Here is a 13,081-nt window from a genome sequence, read left to right on the forward strand (position 1 = left end):
GCCGCCGCCGGCGGCCTGGCGCTGCTTGCCGGGTTGCCGGCGAGCGAACGCCAGGCCATCCTGGCCGATAACCGTAGCCAGATGGACGCTTACGAAAAACTGTACGGACGCTCGATGGAGGCCGCGGTGGCGGACACGCTGCGGCGCGGGTACGCGTTGATGCCTACCAACGTGCTGCCCTATGTCAGCGGTGTGGCGGTCACGGTGCCGACGCGCACCGGCACCCCGCATACCGCATTGGCCGTATCCGCGCTGGCCAACCGCATCATGGACGATGAGCGCTACGCGCGTATCGCCGCGATCCTCCAGGACGAGGCGGCGGCGGTCGCCGCGATGCTTTGATTCCGCCCGTCGGCCCGGCACGACGCGGGACGGGCGAACGATTTCGCTGCCCTGATTCGATGCCGCGGCGGACGCGTCCGGCGGCGCGGGCGCGCGGCTGCGGTTTTACCGCGCCGCGGCATCGTCGGATAGGTCTCGCGCAAGGCGCATCACCGTGACGCCGGGCTTGAGCTGGCGCAGCGATGGCATGACCAGCGTGCATCGGTCGTAGGGCGTAACGATGGCCTTGCCGTCCGCCCATCCCAGGACCGTGCCGGCGTGCGCCAGGGTTTCCAGTCCTTGCCAGGGTTGGGCGAAACGCACGTCCATGGAAGGGGCGACCACGGCGTCGGTGACCTGGATCACTTTCCGGGTGGCGGGATCCGGCAACAGCCATCCCGGCGGGATGTCCTCGCGGTCGACGATGCCGGAAGCCGCCAGCATGCGCGCGGCCATGTCGCGCGCTACGCGAAGGGAAGACGGATCGCCGTGGAAGCCGCACTCGATCAGCAGAGCGCATGCGTCCTCGCTCGCCGCGTCGCCGAACTGGGCGAAGTCGCGCATGCGCACGCCGTCCTTGTGGCCCGCGTCGACGATGATGTGCGCGGGACTCTGCAGGCTGCGGGCCAGGGCGATGTTGCGTGGCAGAACGCCGGTCAACAGCAGGGGGTCTCCGGGTTCATGCATCGAGTGCAGGTCCAGCAGCCAGTCCGCGCGCTCCACCCAGGGACGCAATTGCGCCGCGCGGCGGGCGTCGGCCGTTGCCGGCTCGTCCAGGCGGGAAGCACTCCATACGCGGTTCATGTCTTCCTGCACGAAGCGCGACGCGTCGCAGCGGGAGGGGTCGAACCTGGCGTAGGCATCCAGGTTGCAGAAGGCCAGGATCAATTGCCCTCGGCGAGGACGCAGCCCCGTGGCGAGCAAATCCTTCAGCGCCCAGCCGCCGCATAGCTCGTTGCCGTGCAGCAGTGCGGAGACCATCAGTGTGCGGCCAGGCAGTCCCGAGTCGAAGTGCCATATGCCGGGCGTACCGGTATTGCCGATGCGTTCGGCTTCGAGGTCGGGCGTGGCAAGCTTGAACTCCATGACGCTATCCATAAGGCTATAGGACTGTGGGTGCGGGGCGGCGCGGGCAAGGACGCGGTTGTTACTGGGCCTCGATACGGGCAGCCTTGACGAGCGCGCCATATTTTCCGGTTTCCGCAACCTGGAAGGCCGCGAGATCCACGCCGGGCTGTGCGACTTCGGCACCGGCGTCCCGCATCTTGGCGCGGAAGTGCTCGGAAGCCAGCGCGTCGTTCAAGGCCGCGCGCAGTTTCTCGACCACCGGCTGGGGCAGCCGGGCGGGGCCGTACAAGGCAAACCAGAGGTTGATGTCCACGGATTCGAATCCGGGCGTGGCAGCCAGCGGTGCCAGTTCGGGCGCGGCGGCGGAAGGGCGGTTTTCGGTAAGGCCCACGCCGACGATCTTCCCCGCGCGTACTTGCGGCAAGGCCGAGGACAACACGAAGATGCCGAAATCCAGCTGTCCGCTTATCAGGTCGGTCACCAGCGGCGCCACGCCGCGGTATGGGACATGGCCGACCTGCGTGTGGGTGGCCTGGTTGATCATTTCACCGGCCAGGTGCAGCGCCGTGCCCACGCCGGAAGACCCGTAGTTGTAGGTCCCGGGGGCGGCGTCGCGCACTTTCTTCAGATAGTCCGCGGCGGTTTTTACACCGGATTGGGGGCTGGCGGCCAGTACCATCGGCTGCGAGGCCACCAGGCCCACGGGGGTGAAGTCCTTCGCGCCGTCGTATTGGACGGCGGTATTGATCATGCGCGCGATCACCATTTCGTTGGTCGAGCCCAGGAGCAGCGTGTAGCCGTCGGGGTCGGCGCGTGCCACGCGCTGCGCGCCGATGGTGCCGCCGGCGCCGCCCAGGTTTTCGATGATGACCGTTTGGCCCAGGCGTTTGCTCAGCTCTTCGCCCAGCAGCCGTGCGGTCAGGTCTACGCTCCCGCCGGCGGGGTAGCCGACGATCAGCGAAATGGTGCGCGCGGGATATTCAGCCGCGGATGCGGCTGTGGGCAGTGCGAGTGCGGAGCTCGCGCATAGGATGGCCAAGGCCTTGTGCAGGCGGTGCGTGACGGATTTCATGAAGGTCTCTCCCTGGGGACTGGATGGACGGCTGGGCCGTCTCTTTGGACTCACGGCTATTGTCCGGCGCCACGCGGCGCGCATCGTGCCGAAACGGCACGCCTGCGTGCTTTTTCAGTTTGCGCGCCGGCGCGGTCAGGGAGTGCGTCGCGTGGTCGCCGCCCAGGCGGCTTCGGCCAGCTCCGTCATGCGGGCACGCGGCCGATACAGGCGGACTTCGAACGCGACTTCGTCGCCGCGTCCACCCAGCGCGGCCAGGACGCCGCGTCGGCAGTCGGCAAACACCATGGACCACGGCAGCCAGGCCACCCCAAGCCCGTTTGCCACCGCGCCATGCGCCACGTCCAGGGAATCGGTACGCAGGAACGGCGTCAGCGCGTGCGGCGTGGTTTCCAGGCGGTCGCCCAGGATGCGCGCCATGGCCAGGCCGCCGGCGTAGGCGATCAAGGGCGTGGGACGGCCGCCTTCCCCCAAGGCGTAGCGCGGATTGCCCCGGGAATCCACCTGGGTGACCGGCACCAGTTTGTCTGTGGCCAGGGTGATGTATCGGAAGCGTTGCGGGCTTAGCGAGACCGACATGGCGGGATGCTCATAGCAGCACAACATGTCGACCTTGTTCTGCTCCAGCCTGACGGACAGTTCCTGCATCACCGCCGTGGATATCTCGACCTGCGCATTGCCCGTCAGGACCTTGGGGGTGCGATGCCGCAAGCGCGCCACCCAGTCGGCGACGAGCGTCCGGGCCAGGCTGCGGCCCGTGGCGATGCGCAGCACCGCATCGCCGCCGGCATGGGAGCCGCGCATGCGGTGGCGGGCCAGCTCCATCTGCTCCACCACTTGTATCGCGGTCTGCAACAAGGCCTCGCCTTTCGGTGTCAGTGTCGCCGGCTGTTGGCCTCGGTGTACCAGCGGCGCGCCCGCCCATGCCTCCAGGGCGCGGATGCGGCGGGCGAAGGCGGGATGCGTCACGTGGCGCAGTTCCGCGGCGCGGACGAAGCTGCCGGTCCTCGCCAGCGCGATCAGGTCTTCGAGGAGCTTCAGGTCGGCCATGGGCTTCGTCCGGCGTGCAAAGCCCAGATTCAACCACAGGTGGCCCGAAATGCGCTGCTCCCGGATACGTACCCGGGGGCAGCTCTGCAAGCCGGCTCAGCGGCCGGACGCCACGGCGGTTGCGGCGATGGGCGCACCGCCTTCGTTGCGTGCCCCCGTGGCCCGCAGGCGCAGGATCAGCGCGGCGGCGGCCGCGATCGTCGCGATGGCGATGACGCCGATCCAGCCGAAGTTGGCCAGGGCGAGGCTGCCCAGGGCGCCGCCCATCGCCATGCCGACGAACACGCCCACCATCAACACCGCGTTGAGCCGGCTGCGCGCTGCCGGGTCCAGGGCATACACGATGGTCTGATGCGAGATCAGCGCGATCTGGATGCCCAGGTCGAAACCCACGGTGCTGACACCCAGCAGCCACAGCGCGCCGTGGGGCGACAACGTCGGCATCAGCGCCATCGCGGCGAAAGAGGCGGTTACCAGGGCCGCACCGATACGGCTGACCATGGCGGGACCGCGACGGTCCGCCATGCGGCCCGCCAGCGGGGCGGCCAGAGCGCCGGCCGCCCCGGCGATACCGAAGGCGCCCGCCGCGCCGGCACCCAGGTTGAACGGGGCGGCATGCAGCATGACCGCCAGCGTGGACCAGAAGGCGCTGAAGGCGAGCGACAGCAGACCCTGGGAAAGGGCCGCCAGCCGCAGCCCGGGATGGGCCCGCCACAATTGCGTGATGGAACCCAGCAGCGCCGCGTAGGGCAGGCGCGTGGTCGGCGCGAACGCCGGCAGGCCGCGCCACAGCATCAGGCCCAGGATAACGACGGCCACGGCCGCGGCATGAAACATCGCGCGCCATCCGAAATGGTCCGCGACGAAACCGCTGACGACGCGCGACATCAGGATACCCAGCAGCAGGCCGGTCATGACGGTGCCCACGGTTTTGCCGCGCCGGTCGGGGGACGCCAGGGTGGCGGCCGCCGGCACGATGTCCTGGGCCAGGGTGGCCGACAGTCCGATCGCGAAGCTGGCGGCCAGCAGCGCGCCTATCGATGGCGCGATGCCGCTCAGCACCAGCGCGACCGCCAGCAGGGCGGTCTTGACCAGGATGATGCGTTTTCTGTCATAGCGATCGCCCAGCGGCGCCAGGAACAGGATGCCGGCGGCATACCCGAGCTGGGTCAGGGTCGGCAGCCAGCCGACCGTCCGGGCTCCGGCATGGATATCGGGGCCCAGGATGCCGAGCATGGGCTGGCTGTAGTAGAGGGAGGCAACGCTCAGGCCGGCGGCAACCGCCAGCAGCAGAAGGAGGGCGGTGGACAACGGGGCCGGGGCGGCCGGGCCGTCATGCGTGGGACGAATATTTGACATGATGAAATCCGGGTAAGTGGGCAGTGTCGCTATTCTGGGCACCGCAGCGTCGTAACGGTAGACGACGCACACGCACATCGGTTATACGTATCGCGTATGAACGAGCTGATTTCCGGGCAGGGCGGAGCGGACCGCCTGACGCTGATCGATACCTTCGTCCGCATCGTCAACGCCGGCAGCCTCAGCGCCGCGGCCGAGCAATTGGGGGCCACGCAGCCCACGGTAAGCCGCCGGCTGCAGGCCCTGGAACGCGCCGTCGGCGTGCGGCTGATCCAGCGATCCACGCACGGCATGCAGTTGACGGAGGACGGCCGGCGCTGCTACGACCGCGCGGAGGAATTGATTGCGTCCTGGCAGGCTTTCGACAGCGAAGTGCGCGGTGCCGGCCAGCAACCGGTCGGCACCCTGCGCGTCGTCGTGCCGCACGCCTTCGGGCAGCAGCAGTTCGTCGGTCCCCTGGCGGTCTACCTGGAGCGCTATCCCGGAATGCGGGTGGAATGGCTGCTCAACGATCGCATGCCGGACTTCGTGGCCGACGGCGTGGATTGCGCGATCCGTGTCGGCGAAGTGCGCGATGAGTCCGTGGTGGCGCTGAAGCTGGGCGATGTGCCCCGCATCATCGTGGGCGCTCCCGCGTTGCTGGAACGCGGACGCGTGCCGGCGCATCCCGCCGATCTGGGACGATTGCCCTGGCTGGCGCTGCGTACCTTCTATCGCGACGAGATTGCCCTTAGCCATATCGGCACCGGCGAATCGGTCCGGCTGTCCATCCAGCCGCGCATGTCCACCGATAGTTTGTACGCCCTGCGTACGGCCGCCATGCTGGGGCTGGGCGTCTGCGTTGCGTCCGGATGGGTGTTCGAGGACGACCTGCGGGCGGGCCGCCTGCGGCAACTGGCGCCGCAATGGCAGGCGCCCGCGCTGCCGCTGTACCTCGTCTATCCCGCCAGCAGGCTGCAACCGCGGCGGCTGCGCTGTTTCATCGATACGATGCGGGCGGAACTCGCACCCGGGCTTTACGCCCCCGGTGACGCGGGTTGATCCCGCAGGATCGGTGCGCGGTCTCCGGAGCGGATCGCCGGCGGCCGCGGCCCCGCGTCGGCCCGCGGTCGCCTACCAGTCCCGCACCGAACCATCCGGCCCGATGGGCGCATACGGCGTCAGGTCCTTTTTGGGCTGCGCGGCCAGCACTGCATCGTTCAATTCGATGCCCAGGCCTGGCGCCTCCGGCACGATCAGATAACCCCGCTCCAGCCGCAGCGGCTGGTTGACCATGTCGCGCTTTGGGGGCTGGTCTTCGCCCACGTATTCCTGCAAGGCGAAGTTCGGAATGCAGGCATCCAGTTGCACGCATGCGGCCGTCGACACCGGCGAGAGCGGATTGTGCGGAATGACTTTCACGTGGTGCGCCTCGGCCAGTGCGGCGGCCTTCTTGCTGCCGGTCAGTCCCAGGCATACGCAAATGTCGGGGCGGATATAGTCGCAGCCGTTGTGCGCCAGCAGATCCTGGAACTGGTAAATGGACGTGAAGCGTTCGCCGGTGGCGATAGGCAGCCCGCACCGGGCCTGGACCACGCCCATGCGGGCGGGGCTGTCCGAACGCATGGGATCTTCGTAGAAGAACGGCTTGAAGGCTTGCAGCCGCTGGGCCAGCGCGATCGATTCGGCCGGGTCCATCTGCCGGTGCAGTTCGATGCACAGGTCCGCATCCTTGCCCACGGCCTCGTGCAGCGCGCCGACGCGCTCCACGGCGTCGCTTGCCCAGGATTCGAAGGACGGATGCAGGTGAAAATCGTCGCGGAATGGCGAAAAGCGCAGGGCGGTAAACCCTTGGGACTGCTTGGCGCGGGCGTCCGCGATCAGGTCTTCCACGCTGCTGCCATGTACGTGTACATAGCAGCGCACGCGGTCGCGCGTCTTGCCGCCCATCAAGTCGTAGATCGGCACGCCATGTCGCTTGCCCTTGATGTCCCATAAGGCGATGTCGATCGCCGAGATCGCCGCCGACAGGACCGCGCCGGTGAAGTGCATGCTGCGTTGCAGGTATTGGGCGTGATGCTCGATCAGGTTGGCATCCTTGCCGATCAGATAGCTGCCCATGTGCTCGATCATGGACGCCGTCGGACCGGGCCAGGCGTGCACGCCCGCTTCGCCGATTCCCGTGGTCCCGTCTTCGCAGGTAATCCGCAGCAGGCACCAGCGATCGACAAGGAAGGTTTCCAGGGCGGCTATCGGGTTGCGCTTCACGGTACTCAATTTGCTTCGACTCCACTGGCCTTGATCACGTCGCTCCACCGGGCCATTTCCGATTTCTGGAATGACGCCAGTTCGGCCGGCGTCTTGAACGCGACGTCGTCCATCGCCACGGATGCGATCTGGTTCGACACCGCGGGGGTGGCGCGGGCCGCCTGCCATTGATCATTGAGCGAGGCGACGATATCGGCGGGCGTTCCCTTGGGGGCATAGATGGCGACCCAGGCCAGCGATTCGACGCCCTTGACGCCCGCTTCGGCCACCGTCGGAATGTCCGGCGCGGAGGCCATGCGTTTGCCGCTGGCGACGCCCAGGGCGCGCACGCGCCCGGCCTTGATCTGCGGGCCCAGCACATTCATGGTCGAGAACATCATGGCGACCTGGCCGCTCATGACGTCGATGGCGCCTTGTCCGTCGCCCTTGTACGGGACATGCACCAGCTTGATACCGGCTGCCTTCGCGAACAGCTCTCCGGTCAGGTGGGCGGCAGTGCCCGTGCCGCCGGACGCATAGGCGATCTGGTTGGGTTTGGCGCGCGCCAGGGCGACGAGGTCGGCGACGCTGTGCACCGGCAGGCTGGCGTTGACGACGAGCACCATCGGTCCCGCGCCCAGCAGGCAGACCGGGATGAAGTCCTTGGCCGGATTGAAACTGAGCGAGTGATACATGTGCGGCGCCACGATCATGACCGTGGGCGTGGTGGCCAGCAGCGTATAGCCATCGCCGGGCGAACGCGCTACCTCGGCCGCCGCCAATGTGCCGCTGGCACCGCCGTGATTCTGCACGACAAAGCTTTGCGATGTGCGCTGCGACAGGCACTGCGCGAACAGGCGGCCCATATAGTCGGTGATGCCGCCCGGCGCCGTGCCGACATATACCTGGACGGCGTGGGTGGGATATTGGGCGGCCTGGGCCAGGCCGGTGCGCATGGCGCAGGCCGCGGCTCCCCAGGCGCCCAGGTTTTTGAGGGCAGTGCGTCGGTTCATCGGCTGTCTCCGTTTATTTGTCGAGTGCCGCGTATTCTGCGCAAGGGGGCGATAAATAACTAATAGAATATGGGCGCTACCTATAGAGAATTTCGATATCATGACCATCGCCACCTCGGTCCTTGCGTCCCGCCTGATGGTGCATGCCCGTTTGCGCCACATCGAAGCCCTCGTCAAGGTCCGGGAGTTGGGCAGCGTCAAGCGCGCCGCGCAGGCGCTGGGGCTGACCCAGCCTTCCACGACGCACATCCTGCACGACCTGGAGCGGCTGCTCGATTGCCAGTTGTTCACCCGGCACGCGCGCGGCATGACGCCCACGCCAATCGCGCTGGCCTTGCTGCCGTACGCGCGGCGCATCTTGGAGTCCGTGCATGCCTGCGCGGAAGTCACATCCGCCATGACCACCACGGCGGATTCGGTGGTGCGTATCGCGGCGATCACCAGCGCGGTCTCCGGCTTGTTGACGCATGCGCTGCAGCCTTTCAGCCAGCGTCATCCATCCATCTGGCTGAACGTGCTGGAAACGGATGTGCGCGAGATCGGCGAGCTGATCGCGCAGGATGGGATCGACCTGGCGCTGTGCCGCGAACCGGCCATCGTGCCGGAAGGCTGGACCTTCGTTCCGCTGATCGAAGACGCCTATGTCATCGCCGCCGGGCCTTTGCACCCCTTGGCCGGGCGGCGCAATCTGGCGCTGAAGACCTTGTTCAAGGAAACGTGGATCCTTGTGCCTTCGCCGGCGTCGCCGCGCTATGCCTTCGATCAATTGATCGAAGGCGCGGATGCCAACCCCGCGATCAAGACGGTGGCCACGCGTTCCCAGACGATCCTGCAGGCTTTCCTGCAGCAGGAACGCCTGATTACTGTCCTGCCCAAAAGCATGATCCAGCATGCGCTGGATCGCGGGCAACTGGTGCAGCTGGACATCGCGCTGCCGCTCTACTGCGAGCCCCTGGGCATGCTCACGCCTGTCGAGGGCGCCGGCGCCGCCGCGATCGCCTTTTCGCGTTTTCTTGTCGAACGCCTGCCTGGGCTGCTGGGGCGCGGGACGGGCTGAAACCCGCCGCCGCGCCAGGTCCGACCGCCCCGGTACTGGGCCGGGAGCTTCGTGCGCGATGGGAAATCAGTGTGCGCCGTCCTGCAAGCGTTCAAGGTCGGCGAGCAAGCCTGGGCCGTTGGGCTGCCATCCCAATGCCGCGCGCGTCAGCGCGCTGGAGGCCGGGACGTCGTGCTGCGCGAACATCGCCAGCCAGCCGAAATACGCGGCGGCCTCGGTGGGATCGAGGGATTGGACCGGCAGTCCCAGCCGCCGTCCCAGGGTATGGGCAATGTCGCGCAACGGGACGCCCTCTTCCGCGACCGCGTGGTATTTCGCGCCGGGGGCCGCGCGTTCCACCGCCAGCCGGTAAAGCCGGGCGACATCGGTGACGTGCGCCGCCGGCCAGCGGTTGCCGCCTTCCCCGATGTAGGCCAGGACGCCTTTTTCCCGCGCCAGTGCGACCAGGTACGTAATAAGCCCCTGGCGGGCCGTGTCGTGCACCTGTGGAAGCCGGACCACCGACACGTTCGTTCCATTCGCGAGGGCATCCGCGGCGGCTTCTTCCGAAGCGGCGCGTGGAATCGTGGCGGAGGTAATCACCGGACCGTCCTCCGTGGCGAGCTGGCCCGGCCCCGGACTGGCCAGTCCGGTCCCCGACGTGACGATCAAGGGCTTGTCCGTCCCGGCAAGCGCCGAAGCGAGAACCTGGATGATGCGCCTGTCGTCTTCGCAGTTCTGCTTGAACCTGGAAAAGTCGTGATTGAACGCCAGGTGGATGACGCCATCGGCGCGGGCCGTGCCTTGCGCGAGGCTATCCGGATCTTCCAGCGACCCGCGATGGACGGTCGCGCCGGCGGCGGCGAGCAAGCCGGCTTTTTCCTCCGAGCGGCACAGGCCCGCTACCTGGTGGCCGCAAGCGATCAGTTCGCGCACAACCGCCGTCCCGATGAAGCCTGTAGCGCCGGTGATGAAGATACGCATGAAAAGAGTCTCCGAAATGGGGAGGAGACAATCTGCGCCTATCCTTTATCCTGGTAAATTAGTTTCCTTATCAGGGTATAAGTTTTAACAGCATGGCTGTCATCGACACGGACGTCAACCGACTCGGCAACTATCTGCGGCACCGGCGCGAAAAGCTGGATCCGGCGGCGTTCGGCTTTTCCGGCGGCCGGCGCCGCACGCCGGGCCTGCGTCGCGAAGAGGTCGCCCATCGGGCCCATATCAGCCCCACGTGGTACACGTGGCTGGAACAAGGGCGGGGCGGCGCGCCATCCGCGGAGGTGCTCGACCGCATTGCCGGCGCCTTGATGCTGACGGACGTCGAGCGCGAGCATCTTTTCCTGCTGGGGCTGGGGCATCCGCCTGACGTGCGCTATCGCAAGGAAGCGGGCGTCAGCCCGCGGCTGCAACGCGTGCTCGATGCCCTGGACCCGGTCCCCGCGCTGGTCAGGACGGCCACCTGGGATGTCGTCGCGTGGAATCGCGCGGCGACCGTCATGCTGACCGATTACGGCGCGCTACCGCCGCGCCAGCGCAACATCCTGAGAATCGTCTTCCTGGACCCGCGCGCACGCGCGTTGCAGTACGACTGGGAAAGCGTGGCACGCTTCGTGGTGGGGGCTTTCAGGGTGGATGCCGCCCGGGCGGGCGCGGCGGCGGAAGTGGAGCCCCTGGTCAATGAACTCTGCCTGCTCAGCCCGGAGTTCAAGGCAATGTGGGACGCCAACGACGTTCAAGGCGCGCATGGCGAGGCGGTCAAGCATATCCGTCATCCCGTGCTGGGGCCGTTGAGTTTCGAGTATTCGGCCTTTGCCGTGGATGGCAGGCCCGACCTTGGCATGGTCGTCTACAACCCCGCGACGCCGGAGGACGCCCGGCGTATCGAATCGCTGATAACCCCGGGGCCGAAAGGCGTATAGAGGGGCCGGGGCCATCGGCAAACCGACCGGTGCCGATCGCGCGAAGACCCGTCAGGTTCGCTTGCCGGCGAGGCCTTTGCCGTCGCCGTTCTCCCCGTCCCGATCTTCCATCTCCGAGGCCACCGCGGCGTGATTGATCATCGCCACCAGCGATACCCCGCCGATGATGTTGCCCAGCAGCGTAGGGGCGAAGAAGCGGATAAGGAAGTCGCCTGCCGTCGCCTGGTGCGTGAATACCGCATAGGCCGCCTCTACCGATCCGGCGATGATGTGCGACAGATGGCTGACCCCCACGATGTAGCTGATGAACAGGATGGTGAGCAGGCGTGCCGCGCGGGCGCTCGGCAGTAGCCATACCATCAATGCGATCAGCCAGCCGGCGAATACGGCCCGCAGCACGGTGGGCCAGAATGCATCCGGCATGGCCTGCATGGCCAGCGTTCCCAGGCTGTGCACCACTTCCGCTTGAAACACGCCCGGCACGAGCAGCAGCGCGGCAAACGCGATCGTCCCCGCGACGTTCACCGCCAGCACGACCGCCCATAGACGCAGGGCGGCGAGCAGGGTGCGCGCATCGCGGTGCATCAGTACCGGCAGGACCACCGTCAGGGTGCTTTCGGTGAAGAGCTGCTGCCGCCCCAGGATGACGATCACGAAGCCGGTGCAGTAGCCCAGGCCGGCGACCAGATGCCGCCACGATGTGTCCGGCATGCCGGCCGCGAGAACGGCCTGGACCAGGAATGAGAAGCCCATGGACAGGCCGGCGGCCAGGGCCGACCAGGCCAGTGCGCCGACCGGGCGCTGCAGCGCGGCTTCGCCTTCCTCGCGGACGACCTCATGGATGACCAGGGCCGGCGGCGTGGAATGCCGGACCGCCTGCCCTTGTTCGTCCGTCGACAGGTGGGGCGAGTGGCCCCCGGCATCTCGGTGATCGGGCATAGTGATCCTTCGCGGACGCCTGCACCGCGTGGGAGGTAGGGGGGCGCATGCACGGCGGCATGCGGGTGACTGCGGGTCGGGAAAACCCTATGCCGACGGGCGCGTGTTGCGCCGCATGGCGTCCTCGGGATCCGCCGGGTTGCTATCGCCGAAGCCGGCAGTTTCGCCGCTTTCTCCAGGCGCGTACAGCGTCCCCTGGTGCGGATGAGAGGGCGCGTTGCGCTGCTGCCGTCCCATCTGCTTTTTCGCCATCCTGTCCGCCAGGCCGGGCAACAGCTTGAACATGGTGGTATTGATCACCGATAGCGCGCCGACCTTCACTTCGCGATCGGGATCGGCCGCGGCTTCGAGGATGGCCGCGGCCACTTTTTCCGCGGGGATCATCGGCGACGGCAGCTTGGCGGCCTGGTCCATATAGTTGGCCGCATGTTCGGGAAACGGCGTATCGACCGCCGTGGGCTGGATCAGCGTGACGGATACCGGCGCCTTGTCGGCTTCCAGCTCGATACGCAATGCATCAGTAAAACCTTTCACGGCGTGCTTGCTCGCGGAATACATGCCCTGCAGCGGCACGGAGGCATCCGAGACCTCGCTTCCCACATTGATGAGCGCGCCGCCATGGGCCTTGAGCAGGGGCAGGGCGGCGAGCGATCCATGCACCACACCCCAGAAATTGACCTGGAAAAGCCGCTGGGCATCTTCTTCCGGGGTCTCGTCGAGGCGTCCGAAGATGGAGAGCCCCGCATTATTGACCCAGGTATCCACGTGGCCGTACCGCTCCATGGCCACGCGGGCCACCCGGTCCATATCGTCCCGTACCGATACGTCCGCCTCTACGGCGACGGCATCGAAACCATCGCGGACGAGTTCGGCGGCGACGTGTTCCAGCGTACTGCGGCTGCGCGCGGCCATCACGACGCGAGCGCCTTGATGGGCGGCCAGCATGGCGGTCGCCAGCCCGATGCCGCTGGAGGCCCCCGTTATGACGATGACTTGTTCGGCGACGGGCTTGAGTTTAAGGGCCATGGCGGTTCTCCGGTGGGGGACGCGGAGCGCACTGCAATCGCCATGCCGG

13 protein-coding genes are annotated in these 13,081 nt (G+C 67.3%); 4 read left to right on the plus strand and 9 right to left on the minus strand.

Annotated elements, in window-relative coordinates; translation table 11 throughout:
* Positions 1-342, plus strand: a 342-nt coding sequence (locus tag ACO1P8_RS18685) for an IclR family transcriptional regulator domain-containing protein (RefSeq protein WP_486297391.1), incomplete at its 5' end; no start/stop codon positions are given.
* A gap of 105 nt (positions 343-447) precedes the next feature.
* Here the strand turns inward: ACO1P8_RS18685 and ACO1P8_RS18690 are convergent.
* The 4 genes from ACO1P8_RS18690 to ACO1P8_RS18705 all read right to left on the minus strand — a co-directional run bounded on the left by ACO1P8_RS18690 (position 448) and on the right by ACO1P8_RS18705 (position 4,870).
* Complete coding sequence (locus tag ACO1P8_RS18690) at positions 448-1,407, minus strand: M14 family metallopeptidase (protein ID WP_486297392.1); 960 nt, start codon at positions 1,405-1,407, stop codon at positions 448-450.
* A 61-nt stretch (positions 1,408-1,468) separates the two neighbouring features.
* Positions 1,469-2,461, minus strand: coding sequence for a Bug family tripartite tricarboxylate transporter substrate binding protein (locus tag ACO1P8_RS18695; protein ID WP_486297393.1), 993 nt, complete (start codon positions 2,459-2,461; stop codon positions 1,469-1,471).
* A 135-nt stretch (positions 2,462-2,596) separates the two neighbouring features.
* Positions 2,597-3,511: a LysR family transcriptional regulator gene (locus tag ACO1P8_RS18700; protein WP_486297394.1), complete on the minus strand. Its 915-nt coding sequence runs from the start codon at positions 3,509-3,511 to the stop codon at positions 2,597-2,599.
* A gap of 96 nt (positions 3,512-3,607) precedes the next feature.
* Positions 3,608-4,870: an MFS transporter gene (locus ACO1P8_RS18705; protein ID WP_486297395.1), complete on the minus strand. Its 1,263-nt coding sequence runs from the start codon at positions 4,868-4,870 to the stop codon at positions 3,608-3,610.
* Positions 4,871-4,966: 96 nt separating this feature from the next.
* Here ACO1P8_RS18705 and ACO1P8_RS18710 point away from each other — a divergent pair, with 96 nt between their 5' ends.
* Positions 4,967-5,911 carry a LysR family transcriptional regulator gene (locus ACO1P8_RS18710; protein ID WP_486297396.1) on the plus strand — a complete coding sequence of 315 codons (945 nt, stop codon included), beginning with the start codon at positions 4,967-4,969 and terminating at the stop codon, positions 5,909-5,911.
* A gap of 72 nt (positions 5,912-5,983) precedes the next feature.
* Here ACO1P8_RS18710 and ACO1P8_RS18715 read toward each other — a convergent pair whose 3' ends face one another.
* On the minus strand, positions 5,984-7,117 hold the full coding sequence (locus tag ACO1P8_RS18715) for a mandelate racemase/muconate lactonizing enzyme family protein (RefSeq protein WP_486297428.1): 1,134 nt from the start codon (positions 7,115-7,117) through the stop codon (positions 5,984-5,986).
* A gap of 5 nt (positions 7,118-7,122) precedes the next feature.
* Positions 7,123-8,109 carry a Bug family tripartite tricarboxylate transporter substrate binding protein gene (locus ACO1P8_RS18720; RefSeq protein ID WP_486297397.1) on the minus strand — a complete coding sequence of 329 codons (987 nt, stop codon included), beginning with the start codon at positions 8,107-8,109 and terminating at the stop codon, positions 7,123-7,125.
* A 100-nt stretch (positions 8,110-8,209) separates the two neighbouring features.
* Between ACO1P8_RS18720 and ACO1P8_RS18725 the strand changes: the two genes are divergently transcribed.
* The gene (locus tag ACO1P8_RS18725; RefSeq protein WP_486297398.1) at positions 8,210-9,166 is read left to right on the plus strand and encodes a LysR family transcriptional regulator; all 957 of its coding nucleotides are present in this window, start codon (positions 8,210-8,212) and stop codon (positions 9,164-9,166) included.
* 66 nt (positions 9,167-9,232) lie between these two features.
* Here the strand turns inward: ACO1P8_RS18725 and ACO1P8_RS18730 are convergent, their stop codons facing one another.
* Positions 9,233-10,129 carry an SDR family oxidoreductase gene (locus ACO1P8_RS18730; protein WP_486297399.1) on the minus strand — a complete coding sequence of 299 codons (897 nt, stop codon included), beginning with the start codon at positions 10,127-10,129 and terminating at the stop codon, positions 9,233-9,235.
* Between the two features lie 92 nt (positions 10,130-10,221).
* Here ACO1P8_RS18730 and ACO1P8_RS18735 point away from each other — a divergent pair, with 92 nt between their 5' ends.
* Positions 10,222-11,067, plus strand: coding sequence for a helix-turn-helix transcriptional regulator (locus ACO1P8_RS18735; protein ID WP_486297400.1), 846 nt, complete (start codon positions 10,222-10,224; stop codon positions 11,065-11,067).
* Between the two features lie 51 nt (positions 11,068-11,118).
* Here ACO1P8_RS18735 and ACO1P8_RS18740 read toward each other — a convergent pair whose 3' ends face one another.
* A complete protein-coding gene (locus ACO1P8_RS18740) occupies positions 11,119-12,006 on the minus strand; it encodes a formate/nitrite transporter family protein (protein ID WP_486297401.1) in 888 nt (295 codons plus the stop codon).
* Between the two features lie 87 nt (positions 12,007-12,093).
* Positions 12,094-13,032 carry an SDR family oxidoreductase gene (locus tag ACO1P8_RS18745; RefSeq protein WP_486297402.1) on the minus strand — a complete coding sequence of 313 codons (939 nt, stop codon included), beginning with the start codon at positions 13,030-13,032 and terminating at the stop codon, positions 12,094-12,096.
* Between the last annotated feature and the right edge of the window lie 49 nt (positions 13,033-13,081).

Source organism: Bordetella sp., assembly GCF_057362025.1.

Bases quoted from the DNA above. Each gene is read 5' to 3' on its own strand.
- ACO1P8_RS18690 (WP_486297392.1), bottom strand. From the start codon at position 1,407: ATGGAGTTCAAGCTTGCCACGCCCGACCTCGAAGCCGAACGCATCGGC.
- ACO1P8_RS18720 (WP_486297397.1), bottom strand. From the start codon at position 8,109: ATGAACCGACGCACTGCCCTCAAAAACCTGGGCGCCTGGGGAGCCGCG.
- ACO1P8_RS18735 (WP_486297400.1), top strand. From the start codon at position 10,222: ATGGCTGTCATCGACACGGACGTCAACCGACTCGGCAACTATCTGCGG.
- ACO1P8_RS18705 (WP_486297395.1), bottom strand. From the start codon at position 4,870: ATGTCAAATATTCGTCCCACGCATGACGGCCCGGCCGCCCCGGCCCCG.
- ACO1P8_RS18740 (WP_486297401.1), bottom strand. From the start codon at position 12,006: ATGCCCGATCACCGAGATGCCGGGGGCCACTCGCCCCACCTGTCGACG.
- ACO1P8_RS18725 (WP_486297398.1), top strand. From the start codon at position 8,210: ATGACCATCGCCACCTCGGTCCTTGCGTCCCGCCTGATGGTGCATGCC.
- ACO1P8_RS18710 (WP_486297396.1), top strand. From the start codon at position 4,967: ATGAACGAGCTGATTTCCGGGCAGGGCGGAGCGGACCGCCTGACGCTG.
- ACO1P8_RS18745 (WP_486297402.1), bottom strand. From the start codon at position 13,032: ATGGCCCTTAAACTCAAGCCCGTCGCCGAACAAGTCATCGTCATAACG.
- ACO1P8_RS18700 (WP_486297394.1), bottom strand. From the start codon at position 3,511: ATGGCCGACCTGAAGCTCCTCGAAGACCTGATCGCGCTGGCGAGGACC.
- ACO1P8_RS18695 (WP_486297393.1), bottom strand. From the start codon at position 2,461: ATGAAATCCGTCACGCACCGCCTGCACAAGGCCTTGGCCATCCTATGC.
- ACO1P8_RS18730 (WP_486297399.1), bottom strand. From the start codon at position 10,129: ATGCGTATCTTCATCACCGGCGCTACAGGCTTCATCGGGACGGCGGTT.